This is a genomic window from Candidatus Symbiopectobacterium sp. 'North America' (assembly GCF_015762685.1).
Taxonomy (GTDB): Bacteria; Pseudomonadota; Gammaproteobacteria; order Enterobacterales; family Enterobacteriaceae; genus Symbiopectobacterium.
The window spans coordinates 81,409-102,607 of sequence record NZ_PEHF01000095.1 but is presented as its reverse complement, the minus strand read 5'-3'; the positions used below and the strand labels follow the sequence as shown (position 1 = coordinate 102,607).

Below are 21,199 nucleotides of genomic sequence, written 5' to 3'. Positions count from 1 at the left end.
GCTTAAAAACAGGCTGATGCCACCACGGATAAGACAAGCCCGTGCTATGCACGGGCTTGATATTCAAACTTAACCGCCCACTTGTACCGACAGCATACTCAAGGCACCCATCACAATACCATCGACGGGTACCGTGATGGGTTCTTTGCCATCCCAACTGCCCAGCACATAGAGCAGCGGTAAAAAGTGGCCAGACGTCGGGTTCGACAACGCCGCCCCCTTATGTTGCATAAAGTCCACCAACGGGTGGTTATCGCCCTGATAGTTCAGATTGTCTTTGACAAACTGATTGAAGGAAACCGCCCAGTCATAAGGCGTGGCATCGCCATCCCATTTCACCATGCGCAGGTTATACACCACGTTGCCGCTGGCGACAATCATATAGCCTTCATCACGCAGCGCTACCAGTTTGGTCCACAACTGGTAATTATACTCTGCCGATTGCGTACCGTCCACGCTCAGTTGCACCACAGGAATATCCGCATCCGGGTACATTTTGATCAACACGCCCCAAAAACCGTGGTCAAACCCCCATTGCTCGTGGTCAGCAATCACCGGCAGCGGTGCCAGCGCCTGTTGAATGCGCTCCGCCAATTCAGGCGATCCCGGTGCCGGATACTGAGTATCAAACAGCGCCTTAGCTACTCATGTTCACACTGCCATCCCGTTTCCCGCCATTCGAGGCTGTGCGTAAGCCTCAAACCAGAAAGAAAGGCTTCATCGTGCGATACCACAATCATTGCCCCCGGAAACGTGGATAACGCAGCCTCAATCGCCTGCGTTGACGTAAGATCGAGATGGTTGGTGGGTTCATCCAGCAACAGCAATTGTGCAGCATCGCGGCGCCACAGCACACAAGCCAAAGCCGCCTTCAAACGCTCACCGCCGCTTAATGATGCCAAAGGTAGACCCACTTTATTCGCATCCAGTTGCAGTTGCGCCAACCGGGTACGCAAGACCCCCTCCTCCAGCGGCGTATCGTCGGCATTAAGGTGTGCCATTACCGACAACGAGAGATCCAAACTCGACAAATGCTGGTCAAGATAAGCCGTGGTGACTGAAACACGACAGTCACCCAATACCGGCGTTTCGTCTCCCATCATCACCTTGAGCATGGTCGATTTGCCGCAGCCATTCGGCCCACGCATCGCTACCCGCATCGGGCCATCTATCCTCCAGTTGAAAGGCGCATTCACGATGTGGGGCAATACGAGATCATCCAGCACCAACACCGGTTTATTGGGGGCGACATGGCTTCCTGGCAGCGTAAATAATATCGGGCTATCTTCCTCGACCCTTCCCCGCATCTCACAGACAGCAGCATTAAGCACATCATTTTGCTCACGGTGCTGTTTACGCAGCGTGCCTAAACGCGCTTTTGCCGCCGCTTTGTATTGCACCCGCTCAAATGAGGCGATATTCAGTGAATTACCGTGCGTAGGGTCTGTGCCGAGCGCTGCTGACTGGCATCATGCTATTTTTGCAAACGCATTCGGGTGCGCCGACGCTCGGTAGTGGCATGTTCCAATGCTGCCTGAGCAGCCTGCTGCTCAGCTTGGCGCTGCCGCTGATAGTCATCATAATTGCCGCCATAGTTGCGCAGACCCGTCGGGGTCAGTTCCAAAATGCGCGGCATCATCGCTAGTAGTTCACGATCGTGAGTTGCCACCAATGCGCCGCCGCGTCGCTGGGCAAGCTTATCGTAAAACCACGTTCTCGCCTGTCGATCGAGGTGGTTCGTCGGTTCATCAAGCAGTAAATAGTCAGCATCAGCCATAAATGCCGCGCACAACAGTGCCCGAACGCGTTCACCGCCGCTCAACTCAGCAGCACGTTTATCAGGAACAAATGCCGGCAAGCGGGCTTCGGCAAACGACGCCGCCAAACGCTCTTGTAAATCCCAGGCCCCCTCTAGAAGTTCGAGATCTTCCAACTGATAGTCGCCTGACTCGACGCGCTGGCGCGCGGCAAAAATATTCTGGTAACCCAGCAGATCAGCCAGCGTTGTAGTTGATAAAATCCTATGCTGCTGAGCAACATAAACCAGAGAGCCCGCGCGTTCAATATGACCGAAAGCGGGAACCTCTTGCCCTGCCAGCAGACGCAGCAGCGACGTTTTTCCGCAGCCGTTACGCCCGACAAGGCCGCACAATGATGGTTCAAGCAATAGATTAAGCGGACCGAAAAGTGTCAAGCCAGTCGCGAATTGGCAGGTGACCTGATGCAAAAGAAAAGCAGGGGATTGCGCACAATGAGCCATAAGCACTCCTGAATTAAATCAATAGTCATCCTCGATAACGCATTCGCAAGGATCCGAATTCATCAGTCGTGTTTGTTTGTTTTTCGTGTGTGCTCCGGTGAGACGAGAATTTTGTCGCAGCAAATGTTAATGGACAGCAGGACCTGATTCAAGATTAATTTTTATCTCGTTAAGAAACGAGATATACAAAGGCCAAGTATCATTATTCAGCGGGGATTTTTTACTTAAGTCCCACAATCTGCTGAGTGCTGAAAGAGCAAAACCTAAGCGTAAATATTAATCTGGTGACCGCGTTTGCTCGTCCTATCTTGCGATAAATCAGCCTTACGCGTTGTTGTCGCAGCAGAGACCACGCTGTTCTTCTCAGCGTCTTGCCTTTGTAGTCGAGAAATTTCTGCGTAAAGAGCCTGAATTTGCTATTGAATGACTTTTATTTGTTTTCTCAACGCATTGCGTTCTTCATATGATTCTGCCCCAGCCGCTTTCCCGGTTAACTCTTTCAGCGCTTTAACCAGTTTAACGATCTGTTTGTGCAATTTTTGAATCTTCTACTCTACCGAATTTCCGCTTGAAGGAACCTGGGTAGCAAGCCTTTTTAGAATTCCTGGAGTAATGCTGCCTAGGTTTACGCTCATTGTACCTCCATTCACAAATAGGGATTATTAGTCGATAGCGGCCTGCCGTCGTTAAACGAGTTAATCTTAGCGTGCATTTTGCACAGCAAATACCAAGAAAAGCTCCGGCCAGGTATGCCAGGTTGCTGTAACGAGGAGAGTGGTTAAAATGTAAAAACCCCGCCGAAGCGGGGTTTTTTAAGAGGTGAAGTCGACCGATAAGCCGGGTTCTGTCGTGGACAGTCATTCATCTAAGCCAGCACTCACGCACTGGCTCAAGCAGCCTACCCGGGTTCAGTACGGGCCGTACCATGTGAACCCCTATTTGGCCTTGCTCCGGGTGGAGTTTACCGTGCCGCGAACGGTTACCCGCCGCGCGGTGCGCTCTTACCGCACCCTTTCACCCTTACCTGATCCCACTTGCGTGGGCCATCGGCGGTTTGCTCTCTGTTGCACTGGTCGTAGGTTTTACCCTCCCAGGCGTTACCTGGCACCCTGCCCTATGGAGCCCGGACTTTCCTCCCCTCCACGCGTATCCCCCGAAAGGGACAACCATGAAGCGGCGACTGTCTGGTCAACTTCGGCGCGAATGATAAGCGAATTAGTCTCGATTGTCATCCTCTGCGTCGTCATCCGCCTCATTTTGCGCCAACGCATAGCGATACAGCGCGTTCTTTTTCACGCCGTGGATTTCCGCCGCCAGAGACGCCGCCTTTTTCAACGGCAATTCAGCGCGCAGCAGCGCCAGGGTACGCAGCGCTTCCGCTGAAAGCTCGCTATCATCCGGTTGGAAACCTTCTACGATCAGCACCATCTCACCCTTGCGGCGATTTTCGTCTTCTTGCACCCAGGCCAGCAGTTCACCCACCGGGGCCCCCTGAATCGACTCCCAGGTTTTGGTCAGCTCGCGCGCCAGCACCACATAACGTGATTCCCCCTGCACCGTTGCTATATCGGCCAGGCTGTCAATCAAGCGGTGGGTGGATTCGTAGAAAATCAGCGTGCGAGTCTCTTCAGACAGTTGCAGTAAGCGGTCCTGACGCGCTTTGGTTTTGGCGGGCAGAAACCCTTCGTAACAAAAACGATCCGAAGCAATGCCTGCCGCCGACAGAGCCGTGATCGCCGCGCACGGCCCCGGTAATGGCACCACGCGCACGCCCGCTTCACGACAGCGGCGCACCAGATGGTAACCGGGATCGTTAATCAACGGCGTCCCTGCATCTGACACCAGCGCAATGGATTGTCCTTGCTGAAGCTTGGTCAGCAGATGGTCGGCCTTTTGCTGTTCGTTGTGATCGTGCAGTGCAAATAAGCGCGCACTGATGGCAAAATGTTGCAATAACAGGCCGGTATGGCGCGTATCCTCCGCGACAACCACATCCACCCCGCGCAGTACGCTCAGTGCACGTTCTGTGATGTCGCCCAGATTGCCAATGGGCGTTGGCACAATGTAAAGCGTGGATGCAGAAATGTCTGCTTGTTGTTCATGATTCATTGTTTCATCCGGGTTGCCGATTTAATATTGAGCATCTTTATAAAAAAACCACTGGATACAGTATGCTTCCCAATCATTTCGTCCGTTCGCAAACAGGGCGTATCGCGTCTGTGTTATTCGCGGCGCTGCTTCTTGCGGGATGTCCAGGCCAGGCGCCACAGCCGCCTTCACCTGATGTTCAAGGTCAGGCCGGAGCTTCCTCTTACTACTACCTGCAACAAATGGAGCAGAGCCGAGATAATAACAAGGCTGGCTGGCAATTACTTGCGATTCGTGCCTTGGTTCAGGAAGGAAAGCTCCCTCAGGCAACCGAACAGTTCAACGCATTGCCTGCGCAGTTGGCACAACCGCAACAGCGTGAGCAGCAACTGCTAAAAGCGGAAATTGCCGCCTCCAACAATGACAGCAACGGCACAACCGCCGCACTGCAAGGGCTGGACGTCAGCGCACTCTCCGCCGATCAACAAGCGCGTTACTATCAGGCGCAGATCAACGCACATCAAGGCCAGCCCTCTGCTGACTTGCTGCGTGCCTATATCGCCCAAGAACCGCAGCTCAAAGGCGATGAGCATCAAAAAAATATCGACTGGGTTGCCCTGACACAGATGTCTGCGCAAGCAGCCAGTAGCGTGCTGATCAACGCCAATGAGAATGTGCTGGCCGGATGGATGGATTTGCTCACCACCTACCAGAACAACCGCGAGTCGAGCGACCAGTTGAAAGCCGCGCTGAGCGACTGGCAAACGCGCTATCCGCGCCACCCAACGGCACAAACGCTGCCAACGCCTCTGGCATCAGTCCAGACCGCCTTGCCGGTGGCTGGTGGTAGTATCGGCAGTGGCATCGCCCTGCTGCTGCCGCTCAACGGTCAGGCACAGGTGTTCGCCAATGCCATCCAACTGGGCTTTAATGCCGCGAAAAGCGGTCAGTCCAGCATGGCGTACAGCGCGCCTGCCGATACGGCCTCCGCAGCAACAGACAACGGGACGGTAACGTCAATCAGTGCCCCGTACGCCACGCCAGCTAGCGTGTCACCGACTTCTGAAGCCGCCAGCGGCGTGTCAGTGAAAGTCTACGACACCACGTCGCAGCCCGTAGCTAATCTGGTCGCACAAGCGCAGAAGGATGGCGCATCACTTATTGTTGGGCCATTGTTGAAAAACAACGTTGAGCAACTCACCAGTCAGCAAACTACGGTGAACATTCTGGCGCTCAATCAGCCCGAGCATGTGCAAAACACCCCCAACATGTGCTTTTTCGCCCTGTCACCGGAAGATGAAGCGAGCGACGCGGCGCAATTTATTCACCGCCAAGGCAAACAACAGCCGCTGCTGCTGGTGCCACGCGGCGCGTTGGGCGATCGCGTGATTAATGCCTTTGCCCAAGCTTGGCAAAGTCAGGGCGGTAATACGCTGCTGCAACAACGCTTTGGTAATACCGCAGAGCTGAAACAGGCTATCAACAGCGGTGCTGGGTTGAGCCTGAACGGTCAGCCAGTCAATGTAATGTCCTCAGCGGCACAGCCGGGCACAACCATCGGTGGGTTAACCATCCCGGCACAGATTGAACCCACCGTCAGCGGCAATGTCGACGCGGTTTACATTCTGGCGACGCCGGATGAATTGGCGTTGATTAAACCGATGATCGATATGCGCACCACCTCGCAATCACGCCCGGCGTTATACGCCAGTTCGCGTAGTTTCCAGGCAGGGTTGGGGCCAGATTTCCGTCTTGAAATGGAAGGCCTTCAGTTCAGTGAGATCCCCTTGCTGGCAGGCAGCAACCCAGCGCTGATGCAACAAGTGGTTAGCCAGTTCAAGAATGACTACTCACTGGTGCGCCTCTATGCCATGGGGATGGATGCCTGGGCGTTGGCGAATCACTTTACCGATTTACTTCAGTCGTCCAGCCAGCAAATTACTGGCGCAACGGGCACGTTAACGGCCAGCGCAGATTGCGTTATCAATCGCCAATTAACCTGGCTGCAATATCGCCAAGGCCAGTTGGTGCCCGTTCCCTGAATCGGCGAGCGACAGGCACACACTATGAGCAGCACGCCCGGCGCTATCTGGAACACCACGCCGGGCTGACGTTCGTTGCCGCCAACGTGAATTGTCGCGGCGGTGAGCTGGATTTGATTATGCGGGATGGACACACCTGGGTCTTTGTCGAGGTACGTTACCGCAAAAATGCGCAATTTGGTTCGGCAGCAGAGAGTGTGACGCCCCGCAAGCAACAGCGGTTATTGCATGCTGCTGCGCTGTGGCTGGCGCAGCGACAGCAGAGTTTTGACACGACAAGCTGCCGATTCGATATACTGGCGATTACCGGCGAACACTATGATTGGTTGCCAAACGCCTTTGGCGCGTAAACACCGCATCTGGACGGTGTCGTTGTCAGAGAAAAGATCGCATTGCTCAATGGATCGCTTGCAAAATAGGTTAATGTACCGTGCTGGATAGAATAAAAGTTTGTTTCACCGAAAGTATTCAAACACAAATCGCCGCAGCGGAAGCCCTACCCGATGCGATCGCCAGAGCAGCCACTGCGCTGGTGCACTCATTACTCAACGGTAACAAAATCCTGTGCTGTGGCAATGGGACTTCCGCCGCTAACGCACAGCATTTTGCCGCTAGCATGATCAACCGATTCGAAGCGGAGCGCCCCAGTTTACCGGCGATTGCACTAAATGCGGATAATGTGGTCTTAACCGCGATAGCAAACGATCGTCTGCATGAAGAAGTGTACGCAAAACAGGTGCGTGCATTGGGGCAAGCGGGCGATATCTTGCTGGCGATCTCCACCCGAGGCAACAGCCGAGATATAGTGAAAGCCGTGGAAGCCGCTGTGACGCGTGATATGACGATTGTCGCGCTGACCGGTTACGACGGCGGGGAGCTGGCCGGTTTGCTTGGCCCGCAGGATGTTGAAATACGTATACCTTCACACCGCAGTGCGCGTGTGCAGGAGATGCACATGCTGACCGTTAATTGCCTGTGCGATTTGATTGATAATTCCCTTTTCCCACACCAGAACGATTAAGGAGCACCCCCATGAGGATATGTTCTGCATTTGCCGTGCTGTCTGTCGCCCTGTTGCTGCAAGGTTGTATTGGCGTCGCTGCCGTTGGCGGTGCTGTTGCCACCAAGACTGCGACCGACCCACGCACGGTAGGCACGCAGGTGGATGATGGTACATTGGAAGTCCGTGTCTCTAACGCCATCAGCAAAGATCAGCAGTTATCCAAAGACGCACGCATCGTAGCGACAGCCTATCAGGGTAAGGTGTTACTGACCGGTCAGGCTCCCACCACCGACCTGGCCAGCCGGGCGAAACAGATAGCCATGGGTGTAGATGGTGCGACGGAAGTCTATAACGAGATTCGTAAAGGCACCCCGGTATCTATGGGCACCGCTTCCATGGATACCTGGATCACCACCAAAGTGCGTTCCCAGTTGCTTGCCACAGATACGGTAAAATCATCCAACGTGAAAGTGACGACCGAGAACGGTGAAGTCTTCCTGCTGGGTCTGGTCACCCAGCGCGAAGGCCGTTCCGCTGCTGAAATTGCCAGCAAAGTGAGTGGCGTGAAACACGTGACGACGGCGTTCACCTTCCTGGAATAATCGCACGTCGTAGCAAGAAAAAGGGTGCCTCGGCACCCTTTTTCATTTTCCAGTATCCGAATTACGCGCCAGGCGCACTGGCCAGCGAGGAGAGCAGCCAAACGTCGCGGCGCGTCTCTTGACCAATTTCGCCGCCGACATCCTGCTTGTCACGAGTCATACTGGACAGGAAGGTGGAAAACCCTGCTTTTTCAATGCGGTTACGGTAACGCGTATTGCCCTTGGCCTCATCCACCCGCAGCATCAGGGGAATTAACCGTGCGCTTTTCTGATCGAACGATTTGTAAGGCCAGCGGTTATCTTTGTCCAGATAAGGGGCCAGGAAATTAAAGGCGTTAGCGATACCGCTGCCCTGCGGCGTGCGATAACGCCACAGATCTTCGCCTACCTTGTCTGCCAATATCGCCATTTTGGTAATGGCTTGCAGGTTGAAATAGCTGTAGTGAAAGGAACGGGTGCGAGAAAGCTCTTCCGGCTGCGCGCCGTCATCCTGAATCTGGTGATTCAGCTTGGTACGTTGTAGCGCGGCCATCGCAGAGACCACGTCTTTCTTATCGAGATACCAGGCAATACCGGCCACCTGCGCGGCGTACCAGCTACCGTGATTGTTCTTCGCTTCCGATTCCCGCTTCGCCAGCTTGCTGGTCTGCAACCACCCCAGATAGGACGTCATCCACTCACGCATCTGCGAGTCATCCTCTTTTTTCCATCCCTGGTAGTCGCGCAGCATAATCAGTGCATCCACAATGCGGGTGGAGAAGTAACGTCCGTCGAGCACGCCTGCTCCGCGTCCTGGCGCAATGCCTGGCACGCCCTGAGCAAAATCAAGGTTGGGATTCATGCGGGTTTCAGGGTCGATAAACCAGGTTCGAATCAGCGAAATCGCCTTATCGGCATAGGCAGCGTTATCGGAGAAGTACCAGGCTAACGTCAGCGTGTACACCTGATCGGTAAAATCTTCCAAACGAACGCCGTCGATGTCATCACTCTTGCTGACAGGGTTTATAATGCCGTCACGGCGCACCCAAGGCAATCCATTAGATTTGTTGCTATCGGGCCACCAGTAGACGCTGAGGCTCATATAATCGTGTTTAGAGCCACTGGGTGGCGTCATCCCCTTTTCCGCCACGCTCGAGTTGGGTTTGTTAAGTGCTTTTTCTGCCTGAGCGACCAGTTCGGTGTAAGCGAGTCGCGTTTGCGGTTTCTCCGTGCCCTGCCGCAGTTGCTGCTTGACCGTCGTCAACACCGACTGTTGCAAAAACGCGTAAGGATCGTCGTGACGTTCCTGCGCCAGTGCCTGCATGACGACACCGCCAATAACCCACAGCATCAGCGCACACACGCGTGCCAGCCTGTTAAACATCACCACTCGCATAACTTCCCCTTTCAACGATAGTCAAACGCACGAACGGCACAGGGCAAGCCAACCTTCAACGCAGTCCGTTAGTCCGTAAAAACGCTTCGCCCCCTATCTGGGACATTTGACGCAATATCCACTGTTGGCGTTGGCTCACATAGCGTGATGGCGCATTAACCCGAAAGCGAATCGGGTTCGGCAACACTGCTGCCAACAGCGCCGCTTCACCAGCCGTCAAGCGGCTGGCGGGCTTGTTGAAGAAGTGCTGTGCCGCCTGCTGTACGCCGAAAATCCCCAGTCCGAACTCCACAATATTCAGGTAGACCGTCAAAATCCGCCGTTTGGTTCAGACCAGTTCAACCCCCACTGTGATACCTGCTTCCAGCCCTTTACGCAACCAGCTTCGACCATCCCACAGAAACAGGTTTTTCACCATTTGCTGCGTGAGCGTCGAGCCACCGCGCACCCGAGCACCGTCACGCTCATTGTGCGCCAGCGCTGCCCGGATGGCCGCCATATCAAACCCGGCATGTTCCGTGAATTTCTGATCTTCTGCGGCAATCACCGCCAACACCATCACGGCAGAAAACGGAACCGGCAAAAACGCGAACAGAAAAATCCCCGCCAGCCACAGGCCGAGCAACGAGAGGACGCCGCGAATTACTCAACGTTTTATCCCAACGGGATCACACCGCGTTTTTTGCCCCACCCTCTCATTCGGTAAAGCCCAAAACACGTTCAACCAGTTTATCAATGCCTTTGGCCGTCTCGCTAATGGAGTTCGCCAGCATGTAGGCCGGTGTCGTCACCACTTTGTGCTGCGCATCAACCACAATATCATCCACCGGACAAACAATGTGCGCACCGCCCATTTCTTCTATACATTCTGCGGTATCGATATCATTTCCAATTGTAACTCTTACCGACTCCCCCAGCAGTTTTGGCAACAGTGCCGGAGCGATGCAAATAAAACCAATTGGTTTGTTCTGCTTATAAATTTCTTGCGTGAGTAACGCCAATGATTCATCAACCTGACACGCTGCGCCTTCGGTCGCGAAATCACTAAGATTCTTCGCCGCACCAAAACCGCCGGGAACAATTAATAACGCGTCCAATTGGCTGGCATCCGCCTGCGACAGTGGCTGAATGTTGCCACGGGTGATACGCGCGGACTCGACTAAAATATTGCGATTCTCACCAGTTACTTCACCCGTCAGGTGATTAACCACATGAAATTGCGGCTGATCAGGGGCAAAGCATACCGCCTGAGCCCCCGCACGATCGACGGCAAGCAGCGTCAGCACTGCTTCGTGAATTTCGGTGCCATCATAGACGCAGCAACCGCTCAGAACGATGCTGACTCGTTTCATCATATTTTCCTTCATTTCATTACATCAACTAATTGATTTTTTGATTGACAAACACTAATCTATATGACACATTTTAATGATTCTTGTAACAAAGATTTCTGCATTTGCTATTTTGTTGCTTGAGCGGTTCGTCACCTTACGACGTTGCTAATACTCGCACCTGCTAACTGAAACTGCTGATAATTATCAAGTAGGTGCATAGTTTCCCTGGTGTTGGCGCATAATTCGCGCACCCCGGCCTCGGTCGGGGTCATTTTTTTTAGGCCCCTGAAAATCCTTTTCGACCACATCCTCACGATATCCACACCGCAATTTATCGCACCGCGTTGGCGTGCACCCGCTATTTGCGGGCGCGTTTTTTCTGTTCAGCCACCCAGGCTTTCAATACGTCAATATCGTGCCGCCAGTCGTGTTTCAGTTCGTCAATCCACTCCTGCAAGTTGTCCCACCAGGCGGCCAACGTCGTGGTCTGGATTTGCTGCGCCACCTGCTGTAGATGACGCAACCCAACGGAACCGGCGGCACCTTTGATTTTGTGCCCCTCTTCCGCGATGCCTTTCTGATCGCGCGCTGTCATATTGGAATCCAGCACGGCAAGATAACCAGGCATCATCTGCTCAAACATCGCCACGCTCTGATGGATCAGCGACGGTCCGACCAAATCCAGATATTGTTGCAACATGGGAATATCAAGCAACGCTTCTCGAACCGGTTCCTGCTCCGACACATCGGGGGTGGCTTGCTCAGGCTCATCCTGATAGTCCCAATACTGTTTAATAACAGAGGTTAATGCAGGCACCGCCAGCGGTTTGCTAAGCACATCGTCCATACCCGCATCGAGATATTCTTTTTTATCGCGCAGTACGTTAGCTGTTAAAGCAATCAGCTGCGGCACGTTCTGTCCGGCATATTTTTTGCGCAGCTCACGCGCCACATCCAGCCCGGTCATGTCCGGCAGTTGGATATCCAGCAGCACCAGATCGAATTCGTCCGGATCGAACATCGTCAGCGCTTCCTGTCCGGTCATCGCCACTTCCACGCTGCTGCCCAGTTTCTCCAGCACCGAACGCGCTACCACCACATTCAGCTCGATGTCCTCCACCAGCAGCACGTTGAGCGCGGGTAACGGCAACTCATCCTCTCCGCCGACAATCACCTCATCTTCCAACGCCGGGGCGGTAACGGTCAGAGTAAAGCAAGAACCTTTGCCCTGCGTGCTGGTGACATGAATATCACCGCCCATGTTCTGCACCAGACGCTTGGAAACCGCCAAGCCAATGCCAGTACCGGTCGCCGGTTTACCGCCATGTTTGTCTTTTACCTGATAGTACATGGCGAAGATTTTCTCCAGCTCATCTTCGGGGATGCCTATGCCAGAGTCTTCGACATCAAAACGCAACTGATCGCCCGAGTCGTGCCAGACACGCACCACTATGTTCCCTTTCTGGGTAAATTTCACCGCGTTACTGAGCAGGTTCCACAGAATCTGGCGCAGACGCGTGCCATCGGTAATCACCCTCTGTGGCAACGGCGGATGCTGTTCAACGACCAGTTGCAACCCTTTCGGCTGCGCCAGCAAACCGCCCAGGTTTTCCAAATCCGCCAGGAAGCCAATGAAATCAATCGGCTGATTATCCAGTTGCACCTTGCGGCGCTCCTGCTTGTCCATCTCGATCACGTCGTTAAAGATATTGCCCAGCGTGATGGCGCTGACATGCAGGGTTTTGAGGTATTTTTCTTGTTCCGCATCCAGGTGAGTATCGAGCAGGATGCGGCTGAGGCCCACAATGCCATTAAGCGGCGTACGAAGCTCGTGGCTGATCGTTGAGATGAAGGTGGTCTTCTCCCTACTGGCGTTCTCTAACGCGTCCTGATAGCGCTTACGCTCGGTTATATCGCGCCCAAAACCCATCAGCCCGTGTCGCTTGCCCATTCGGTCGTAGAAAGGCACCTTGCGCAGTTCAAAACAGGCTTTGCGCCCGTCAGGATAGACCAGCCACTGTTCATAGGTGAGTGACACGTTGTGACGGAACACTTTTTCATCCGTTTCCGTCACTTTTTCCGCCACATCGGGGGTGTAAACGTCTTTTGGCGTCAGGCCCACCAACTGTTTCTGGCTGCGACCCAACAGCAGTTCCATGGCGCGGTTACAGCCGGAAAACTCTTTATTTTCATTGCGGTAGTAAACCAGGTCTGGCGAGGCATCCAAAAACGATCGTAACAGCGCTGATTGTTGCTCCAGTTCCACCTGTGCCTGTTCGCGTCCGGCAATTTCCGCTTTGAGCTTGCTCAGCATCATCAGGCGCGCCTCTTCCGCTTTTTCGCGATCGGCAATCTCCTGATTGAGCTGGGTAATATTGCCCTTTAGCTGATCGTTCAGCGTCTGGTCGCGCAGGCGCATCTCCTCCAGCTTCGCCACCAACTTAGCCAGACGTTGGCGCGACTCCTCCAACTGATCCACCACCACGGAGAGGAAATAGACCGCCCAGGGGGTGATTAACAGGCCAAAAAACACGGAACGAACGACATCGATGTCTTCGACCTTGCCGGTCAGCAGCAGCGTGACTGCCATCTGCACGGCCATCGCCAGCAGCACCAGCACCGAGGCCAGCAACAGTGAAAAACGTACCAGTCCGAGCTTTACCATCAAATCGACGTAGTACTGCGCCAACAACCGGATCTGCTTCATAGAGAATTTCCTTGGATACCCACCGCACCATCATAACGTAAAACTCAGTACGATGCGGTGAGACAATCAGCACAACACGTTAACATTATCCTAAGATAACCGGTTGATATGGTTGACCGAGCGCGGAGCCTTGCACCCCATGTGCCTGAAGGTATAAATCCAGTTCTACCATCCCGGTCCAGCGGTTTTCGCACCATAGCGGTACCAGCAGCGTCGGCCGCCGGGCGCTGGCAGAAATACGATGGAACACCACCTCTGGTGGCGTATGGCGAATCATCTCTCCGGCCGTGGCGACGTAGGTGTCCAGCGGCAATTCGCAGAGGCGCCCGGCGCGCCACGCCTTAGCCATAATGCTACCGTCAACGATATGCAGAGGGTGAAGCTTGATGCCTTCAACGCCGGTATCCACCACGCGTTGCAGCGTCGTCATGCAGTGATCGGCAAGCTCGCCCGGCAATCCGACAATCAGGTGGCAGCACACGCGTAAACCGCGCTGATGCGCACGCTGCACGGTTTCCTGATAGCAGGCAAAATCGTGACCGCGATTGATGCGATGCAGCGTTTTATCCCAGGCGCTCTATAGCCCCAGTTCCAGCCACACCTCATAGCCTTGTGCATGGTAACCTGCCAACAGATCCAGCACGCTGTCCGGCACACAATCGGGGCGCGTACCTACGCACAGACCGACGATCTCGGCTTGTTGCAATGCCTCCTGATAAAGCCGGTCCAACATCTGCACTTCGCCATAGGTACTGGTATAAGCCTGAAAATAGGCCAGATAACGCTTGGCGCGATTGACCTTGCCCGCCTGCGTGTTGAGCTGTTCGGCAATGCTTTGGCGCTGCATGGCTTCATCGGCAAAAGAGGCCACATTGCAGAATGTGCCCCCCCTCCCGAGCGTGCCATCCCGGTTTGGGCAGTTAAATCCGCCGTGCAGCGTCAGTTTATGAATCTTTTCACCATAACGACGTTGCAAATCCCTGCCAAACATATTGATTAATTTTTGCAATTGCATATTCTAACCTAACCCCTGAGGGAAAGCAGACTACCCTTCTCTTTCCTGCGTTCGTTATGACCGCGATCAATCACGCACATCCCAATGAAATGCATTTTTATTCTCTTTTAGTGAAAATAAACTCACATCTACGCTGATTAAAGTTTCTAATCCCTTACGCGCGCACCATGAAAAGATGAAGCATTACTTAAAAAGAGTTTCATTAAATATAAAAGTGGATATCCACAGCAGAATATTCTATAACGTAGAGATAACGCAGCAGGGTGACGAGATGTTCACGCTTTTGCATAGTGATACAGCTCACACTTCATTCGGCCATCAATGCGTAGCCCAACGGAGATTTTTTTCAAAAAAATAATTTATTTTCATAATCATAACTAAAAATTATCCCTTAATCGCACATTTTGCATTGATATTTGACCTGAACTGGCTTTCTCGCTAATTTGGGAGTCCGCTGGAAGCTTTCCCAACGAGTCCGCGACTCGTTATATTTATGCAGTTAGAAAAGAAAGACTCCCTCTTAAAGCAAGTCATAGTCCACTTGTAAGACCGTCACGATAGGCCGAAGAAGAGAACGGCAGGATGCGCGACCCCGTCATACGCCACCGTTCAACGCCACGGTGCCGAACGAAGTAGGTTGTGAGAGTCACACAGAGCCTGGGGAGGTTCACTGAGATATGTTGTACGATGCATCCCAAGAGAGAGACAACTGTGGTTTCGGATTGATCGCCCATATAGAAGGTGAAACGAGCCACAAGGTCGTGCTTACTGCAATTCACGCACTGGCACGTATGCAGCACCGTGGCGCGATCCTTGCTGACAGCAAGACCGGCGACGGCTGCGGCTTGTTATTACAAAAACCCGATCGGTTCTACCGACTGGTAGCCGAAGAGCACGGTTGGCGGTTAGCGGTTAGCGGTTAGCGAAGAATTATGCCGTGGGCATGATGTTCCTCAATCAGGACCAGGATCTGGCCCGCGCGGCACGTCGCATTGTGAAAGAAGAGCTGCAAAATGAAACCTTGTCCGTACTGGGATGGCGTGAAGTGCCCACCAACCCGGACGTGCTTGGTGAAATTGCCCTCTCCTCACTGCCACGCATCGAACAGATTTTTGTCAATGCTCCTGCGGGATGGTCGCCGCGCGATATGGAGCGTCGCCTGTTTATGGCGCGCCGCCGTATTGAAAAGCGCATTCAGGATAAAGAGTTCTACGTTTGTAGCTTCTCCAACCTGATCAACATCTATAAAGGTCTGTGTATGCCGGCGGATTTGCCGCGCTTTTACCTGGACCTGGCGGATTTGCGTCTGGAATCGGTCATCTGCCTGTTCCACCAACGCTTCTCCACCAACACCGTGCCACGCTGGCCGTTGGCCCAGCCGTTCTGCTATCTGGCGCACAACGGTGAAATCAACACCATTGCCGGTAACCGTCAATGGGCGCGGGCACGTGCCTACAAATTTAAAAAGCCGCTGATCCCCGATCTGCAAGATACCGCACCGTTCGTTAACGAAACCGGCTCTGACTCCAGCTCGCTTGATAACATGCTGGAGCTGTTCCTGAGCGGCGGGATGGATATCGTGCGCGCCATGCGTTTACTGGTGCCGCCTGCCTGGCAGAACAACTCGGACATGGATCCGGAACTGCGTTCGTTCTTTGACTTTAACTCCATGCACATGGAGCCGTGGGACGGCCCGGCCGGCATCGTAATGTCCGATGGTCGCTATGCGGCCTGTAACCTGGACCGTAACGGCCTGCGCCCGGCGAGCTACGTCATCACCAAAGACAAACTGATCACCTGCGCCTCTGAAGTGGGGATTTGGGATTATCAGCCGGACGAAGTGGTGGAAAAAGGTCGCGTTGGCCCCGGCGAACTGATGGTTATCGATACCCTCGAAGGCCTCATTCTGCACTCCAACGAAACCGACAACGACCTCAAAGGCCGCCACCCGTACAAAGACGTCAAGCGTCTGGTGCCGTTTGAAGAACTGCCGGATGATCAGGTTGGCAGCAGTGAGCTGGATGACAGCCTGCCGGAAACCTACCAGAAGCAGTTCGGCTACAGCAGCGAAGAGCTGGACCAGATTGTGCGCGTACTGGGTGAGAAAGGCCAGGAAGCGACCGGCTCAATGGGTGATGACACCCCGTTTGCCGTGCTATCCAGCCGTCCGCGCATCATTTACGACTACTTCCGTCAGCAGTTTGCACAGGTGACCAACCCGCCTATCGACCCGCTGCGTGAAGCGCACGTGATGTCGCTGGCGACCTGTATTGGCCGCGAAATGAACGTATTCTGTGAAGCCGAAGGTCAGGCGCACCGTTTGAGTTTCAAATCGCCAATCCTGTTGTACTCCGACTTTACTCAGTTGCTCACCCAAGACCAGCAACACTACCGCGCTGAAACGTTGGATCTGACCTTTGATCCGCGCGAGAAGTCATTGCGGCAAACGGTTGAGGCGCTGTGTGAAGAAGCAGAGTGCAAAGTGCGTGAAGGTGCTGTGTTGCTGGTGCTTTCCGACCGTGCCATCAGCGAGCACCGTTTACCGGTTCCGGCGCCAATGGCGGTGGGTGCCATTCAGCACCGTCTGGTGGAAAAGAGCCTGCGCTGCGATGCCAACCTGATTGTTGAAACTGCCAGCGCCCGCGATCCGCATCACTTCGCCGTGCTGCTGGGCTTCGGCGCTACGGCTATCTATCCATATCTGGCGTATGAGTCATTGGCGCGATTGGTGGATAACCACACCATCGAGAAGCCTTACCGCACGGTAATGCTCAACTACCGCAACGGCATCAACAAGGGGCTGTACAAGATCATGTCCAAAATGGGCATATCCACTATCGCCCCGTACCGTTGCTCTAGGCTGTTTGAAGCGGTGGGCCTGCACAAAGAGCTGTCTGCGCTCTGCTTCCACGGAGTGGTGAGCCGTATTGGTGGTGCCAACTTCGGTGATTTCGAACAAGACCTGTAAAATCTGGCAAAACGCGCCTGGTTAAAGCGCAAAACGCTGGAACAGGGTGGCCTGCTGAAATTCGTTTACGACGGCGAATACCACGCCTATAACCCCGATGTGGTTAACAGCCTGCAACAAGCTGTGAAAAGCGGCGAGTACAGCGACTACCTGGAATATGCCAAACACGTCAACGAACGCCCGGTGGCGACGCTGCGTGACCTGCTGGCCATCAAACCGCAGGAAGGCGTAGCCATTCCGGTTGACGACGTAGAACAGGCCAGCGAGCTGTTTAAGCGCTTTGACACCGCCGCCATGTCTATCGGTGCGCTGAGCCCCGAAGCCCATGAGTCTCTGGCGGAAGCCATGAACACCATTGGTGGTAACTCCAACTCCGGTGAGGGTGGTGAAGATCCGGCACGTTACGGCACCAATAAAGTGTCACGTATTAAGCAGGTGGCCTCTGGTCGCTTCGGTGTAACCCCTGTTTATCTGGTCAACGCTGACGTAATTCAGATTAAAGTGGCACAGGGGGCCAAACCGGGAGAAGGCGGTCAGTTACCGGGCGATAAAGTGACGCCGTACATCGCCAGACTGCGTTATTCCGTGCCGGGCGTAACGCTGATTTCACCGCCACCGCACCACGATATTTATTTCATCGAAGACTTGGCTCAGTTGATTTTCGACCTGAAGCAGGTCAATCCGAAAGCGATGATTTCGGTCAAGCTGGTTTCTGAACCGGGCGTGGGCACCATTGCGACCGGTGTAGCTAAAGCCTATGCCGATCTGATCACCATCGCCGGTTATGACGGCGGCACCGGTGCCAGCCCGCTCAGCTCAGTGAAATATGCTGGCTGCCCGTGGGAACTGGGGCTGGTGGCTAACGGGTTACGCCACAAAATCCGTCTGCAAGTGGACGGCGGTCTGAAAACCGGCGTTGATATCATCAAAGCGGCGATTCTGGGCGCAGAAAGCTTCGGCTTCGGCACCGGCCCGATGGTAGCACTCGGCTGTAAATACCTGCGTATTTGCCACCTGAACAACTGTGCTACCGGCGTCGCCACGCAGGATGACAAGCTGCGCCGCGAATCACTACCGCGGCCTGCCTGAGAGTGTGATCAACTACTTCAACTTTATTGCGCAGGAAACCCGACTGCTGATGGCGGAGCTGGGTGTTAGTCAACTAGTTGATTTGATTGGCCGTACCGATCTACTGGTGGAACTGGATGGCTTCACTGCCAAACAGAACAAGCTGGATCTCTCTGCGCTGCTGCAAACCGCGCAGCCGCAACCGGGAAAAGCGCTGTACTGCACCGAGAACAACCCGCCGTTTGATGATGGGCTGTTGAACAAAGCACTGCTGTCTCAGGCACAACCGCACATCGCAGCGAAACAGAGCAAAGCGCTCTACTTTGATATCCGCAACACTGACCGTTCCGTCGGTGCAACGCTGTCCGGCGCTATTGCCGCTCAGCACGGCGATCAAGGGCTGGCAAGCGACCCGATCAAAGCCAACTTCTCTGGCACAGCCGGACAAAGCTTCGGCGTATGGAACGCAGGCGGCGTTGAACTGACGTTGACCGGCGACGCCAACGACTATTTGGGCAAAGGCATGGCTGGCGGCTGCATCTCCGTGCTTCCACCGGTTGGCTCCGCGTTCCGCAGTCATGAAGCGAGCATTATCGGCAACACCTGTCTGTACGGTGCTACCGGCGGCAAACTGTTTGCCGCAGGCCGTGCAGGCGAACGTTTCGGCGTGCGTAACTCTGGTGCCATCACAGTGGTGGAAGGCATCGGCGACAACGGCTGTGAATACATGACGGGCGGTATCGTCTGCGTATTGGGCCGCACCGGCGTCAACTTTGGCGCAGGCATGACCGGCGGTTTTGCCTACGTACTGGATGAAGACGGCGAGTTCCGTAAACTCGTCAACCCTGAGTTGGTGGAAGTGCTGCCGGTCGATGACCTGGCGATTCACGAAGAGCACTTGCACGGTCTGATCACCGAGCACGTGCAGCATACCGGTTCGCAGCGCGGCGAAGAGCTCCTCGCCAACTGGCCGGTCTGGGCGTCGTGTTTCGCGCTGGTGAAACCCAAGTCGAGTGATGTGAAGGCATTATTAGGGCATCGTAGTCGTTCCGCAGCCGAATTGCGGGTTCAGGCGCAGTAAGAGGGCATTATGAGTCAGAACGTTTATCCATTTATCGACTTACAGCGTGTTGATCCGCCGAAGAAGCCGTTAAAGATTCGCAAAATCGAGTTCGTGGAAATCTACGAACCCTTTTCCGAAAGCCAGTCCAAGGCGCAGGCAGACCGCTGCCTCGCCTGCGGTAACCCCTATTGCGAATGGAAGTGCCCGGTACACAACTACATTCCCAACTGGCTGAAACTGGCAAACGAAGGGCGCATTATCGAAGCGGCTGAGCTGTCACACCAGACCAACAGCCTGCCGGAAGTGTGCGGACGTGTTTGCCCGCAAGACAGGCTGTGTGAAGGCTCCTGTACGCTCAATGCGGAGTTTGGCGCGGTCACCATTGGCAATATCGAACGCTATATCAATGACAAAGCGATCGAAATGGGCTGGAAGCCGAATCTGTCTCACGTGAAACCCACCGGCAAGCGGGTGGCCATTGTGGGAGCGGGCCCGGCAGGGTTAGCGTGTGCCGACGTGCTGGCACGTAACGGTGTGCAGGCGGTAGTGTTCGATCGTCATCCTGAAATTGGCGGTTTGCTGACCTTCGGGATCCCGGCCTTCAAGCTGGAGAAAAAGGTGATGATCAAACGCAGTGAAATCTTCAGTGAGATGGGCATTGAGTTCCAACTCAACACAGAGATTGGTAAAGACATTGCGCTGGAGACCCTGCTCGCCGATTACGACGCGGTATTCCTGGGTGTTGGCACCTACCAGTCAATGCGTGGCGGATTGGAAAACGAGGACGCGCCGGGCGTTTACGACGCTCTGCCGTTCCTGATTGCCAACACCAAGCAACTGATGGGCTTTGAAACTACGCCGGATGAACCTTATACCGACATGAGCGGCAAGCGCGTAGTGGTGCTGGGTGGCGGCGATACCGCGATGGACTGCGTGCGTACCTCGGTGCGCCACGGTGCAACGCATGTAACTTGTGCCTACCGCCGTGATGAAGTCAACATGCCCGGCTCCAAGCGCGAGGTGAAAAACGCGCGCGAAGAGGGCGTGGAATTCCTGTTCAACCTGCAACCGCTCAGCATCGAAATCAACGGTGCCGGTAAAGCCTGCGGCGTAAGAATGGCGCGTACTGAACTGGGTGCGCCGGATGCCAATGGCCGCCGTCGTCCTGAAATCGTCGAAGGCTCCGAGCATGTGCTGGAAGCAGACGCCGTGATCATAGCGTTTGGTTTCCGTCCGCCTGGTTGCCGAAACACGGCGTGGATCTGGACAGCCAAGGACGCATCGTGGCCCCTGAGCAGAGCGAGAGCGCGTTCCAGACCAGCAACCCGAAAATCTTCGCCGGTGGCGATGCGGTACGCGGTTCCGATCTGGTGGTGACCGCCATTGCCGAAGGCCGCGGATGGCATAATGAACTATCTGGAAGTGTAATCGGCAACGCTATCCATCAAGGCGGCGAAAGCCGCCTTAACCTGATGATAAAATTACCGAAAGTAACGTCTTCCGGCCTATGTCATTCCCGCCACCTCCGTCATTCCCGCGAAGGCGGGAATCTCGTGCAGGTAAAACGAGTTTCCTCTCACAGAGATCCCCGGCTTTCACCTAGGATGACGAGGAGGAAAGTGGCTGTCATCAGTCCGAGGCGACGCAAGCCGCCTTTTTCTTGTGTGCACTATG

The 21,199-nt window shown here is 54.4% G+C and carries 8 protein-coding genes, 1 other RNA gene and 6 pseudogenes; 6 read left to right on the top strand and 9 right to left on the bottom strand.

From position 1 onward, the window contains the following. Positions 1 to 69 precede the first annotated feature (69 nt). The 4 genes and pseudogenes from ygiD to rsmI all read right to left on the bottom strand — a co-directional run. Positions 70 to 639: pseudogene (gene ygiD, locus CS369_RS20395) on the bottom strand (4,5-DOPA dioxygenase extradiol); the annotation flags it as partial. A gap of 2 nt (positions 640 to 641) precedes the next feature. Beyond that, a pseudogene (locus CS369_RS20390) lies at positions 642 to 2,260 on the bottom strand (ATP-binding cassette domain-containing protein). Positions 2,261 to 3,077: 817 nt separating this feature from the next. Continuing rightward, an RNA gene (gene rnpB / locus CS369_RS20385) (RNase P RNA component class A) lies at positions 3,078 to 3,456 on the bottom strand. 19 nt (positions 3,457 to 3,475) lie between these two features. After that, positions 3,476 to 4,369 carry a 16S rRNA (cytidine(1402)-2'-O)-methyltransferase gene (gene rsmI / locus CS369_RS20380; protein WP_196908479.1) on the bottom strand — a complete coding sequence of 298 codons (894 nt, stop codon included), beginning with the start codon at positions 4,367 to 4,369 and terminating at the stop codon, positions 3,476 to 3,478. A 62-nt stretch (positions 4,370 to 4,431) separates the two neighbouring features. Here rsmI and CS369_RS20375 point away from each other — a divergent pair, with 62 nt between their 5' ends. From CS369_RS20375 to dolP, 4 genes are all read left to right on the top strand, one after another. Then, positions 4,432 to 6,390 carry a penicillin-binding protein activator gene (locus CS369_RS20375; protein ID WP_196908478.1) on the top strand — a complete coding sequence of 653 codons (1,959 nt, stop codon included), beginning with the start codon at positions 4,432 to 4,434 and terminating at the stop codon, positions 6,388 to 6,390. Next, complete coding sequence (locus CS369_RS20370; RefSeq protein WP_196908548.1) at positions 6,387 to 6,740, top strand: YraN family protein; 354 nt, start codon at positions 6,387 to 6,389, stop codon at positions 6,738 to 6,740. Before CS369_RS20375 ends, CS369_RS20370 begins: the two co-directional genes overlap by 4 nt. Before the next feature lie 80 nt (positions 6,741 to 6,820). Next, positions 6,821 to 7,411 (top strand): DnaA initiator-associating protein DiaA, encoded by a 591-nt coding sequence (gene diaA / locus CS369_RS20365; RefSeq protein ID WP_195314305.1) that lies wholly within the window; start codon positions 6,821 to 6,823, stop codon positions 7,409 to 7,411. A gap of 11 nt (positions 7,412 to 7,422) precedes the next feature. Beyond that, positions 7,423 to 7,995 (top strand): division/outer membrane stress-associated lipid-binding lipoprotein, encoded by a 573-nt coding sequence (gene dolP / locus CS369_RS20360; protein ID WP_196908477.1) that lies wholly within the window; start codon positions 7,423 to 7,425, stop codon positions 7,993 to 7,995. A 61-nt stretch (positions 7,996 to 8,056) separates the two neighbouring features. On the opposite strand, the gene CS369_RS20355 is transcribed toward dolP, so the two are convergent. The 5 genes and pseudogenes from CS369_RS20355 to CS369_RS20335 all read right to left on the bottom strand — a co-directional run bounded on the left by CS369_RS20355 (position 8,057) and on the right by CS369_RS20335 (position 14,426). Further along, the gene (locus tag CS369_RS20355; protein ID WP_244665144.1) at positions 8,057 to 9,325 is read right to left on the bottom strand and encodes an alginate lyase family protein; all 1,269 of its coding nucleotides are present in this window, start codon (positions 9,323 to 9,325) and stop codon (positions 8,057 to 8,059) included. A 100-nt stretch (positions 9,326 to 9,425) separates the two neighbouring features. Continuing rightward, positions 9,426 to 10,013: pseudogene (gene mtgA / locus CS369_RS20350) on the bottom strand (monofunctional biosynthetic peptidoglycan transglycosylase). A 52-nt stretch (positions 10,014 to 10,065) separates the two neighbouring features. Beyond that, entirely contained in the window at positions 10,066 to 10,722 is a 657-nt protein-coding gene (elbB, locus tag CS369_RS20345) for an isoprenoid biosynthesis glyoxalase ElbB (RefSeq protein ID WP_196908546.1), read from the bottom strand. Between the two features lie 340 nt (positions 10,723 to 11,062). Then, positions 11,063 to 13,411 carry an aerobic respiration two-component sensor histidine kinase ArcB gene (gene arcB / locus CS369_RS20340; protein WP_196908476.1) on the bottom strand — a complete coding sequence of 783 codons (2,349 nt, stop codon included), beginning with the start codon at positions 13,409 to 13,411 and terminating at the stop codon, positions 11,063 to 11,065. An 85-nt stretch (positions 13,412 to 13,496) separates the two neighbouring features. Continuing rightward, positions 13,497 to 14,426 (bottom strand): annotated as a pseudogene (locus CS369_RS20335) (TIGR01212 family radical SAM protein). 677 nt (positions 14,427 to 15,103) lie between these two features. On the opposite strand from CS369_RS20335, the pseudogene gltB reads away from it, so the two are divergent. Beyond that, positions 15,104 to 19,543 (top strand): annotated as a pseudogene (gene gltB, locus CS369_RS20330) (glutamate synthase large subunit). Between the two features lie 9 nt (positions 19,544 to 19,552). After that, positions 19,553 to 20,953, top strand: a pseudogene (locus CS369_RS20325) (glutamate synthase small subunit). Positions 20,954 to 21,199: the final 246 nt, after the last annotated feature.

Coding starts and splice junctions, on each gene's coding strand:
- elbB (WP_196908546.1), bottom strand. CDS start 10,722: ATGAAACGAGTCAGCATCGTTCTGAGCGGTTGCTGCGTCTATGATGGC.
- rsmI (WP_196908479.1), bottom strand. CDS start 4,369: ATGAATCATGAACAACAAGCAGACATTTCTGCATCCACGCTTTACATT.
- dolP (WP_196908477.1), top strand. CDS start 7,423: ATGAGGATATGTTCTGCATTTGCCGTGCTGTCTGTCGCCCTGTTGCTG.
- arcB (WP_196908476.1), bottom strand. CDS start 13,411: ATGAAGCAGATCCGGTTGTTGGCGCAGTACTACGTCGATTTGATGGTA.
- CS369_RS20355 (WP_244665144.1), bottom strand. CDS start 9,325: ATGCTGTGGGTTATTGGCGGTGTCGTCATGCAGGCACTGGCGCAGGAA.
- CS369_RS20375 (WP_196908478.1), top strand. CDS start 4,432: ATGCTTCCCAATCATTTCGTCCGTTCGCAAACAGGGCGTATCGCGTCT.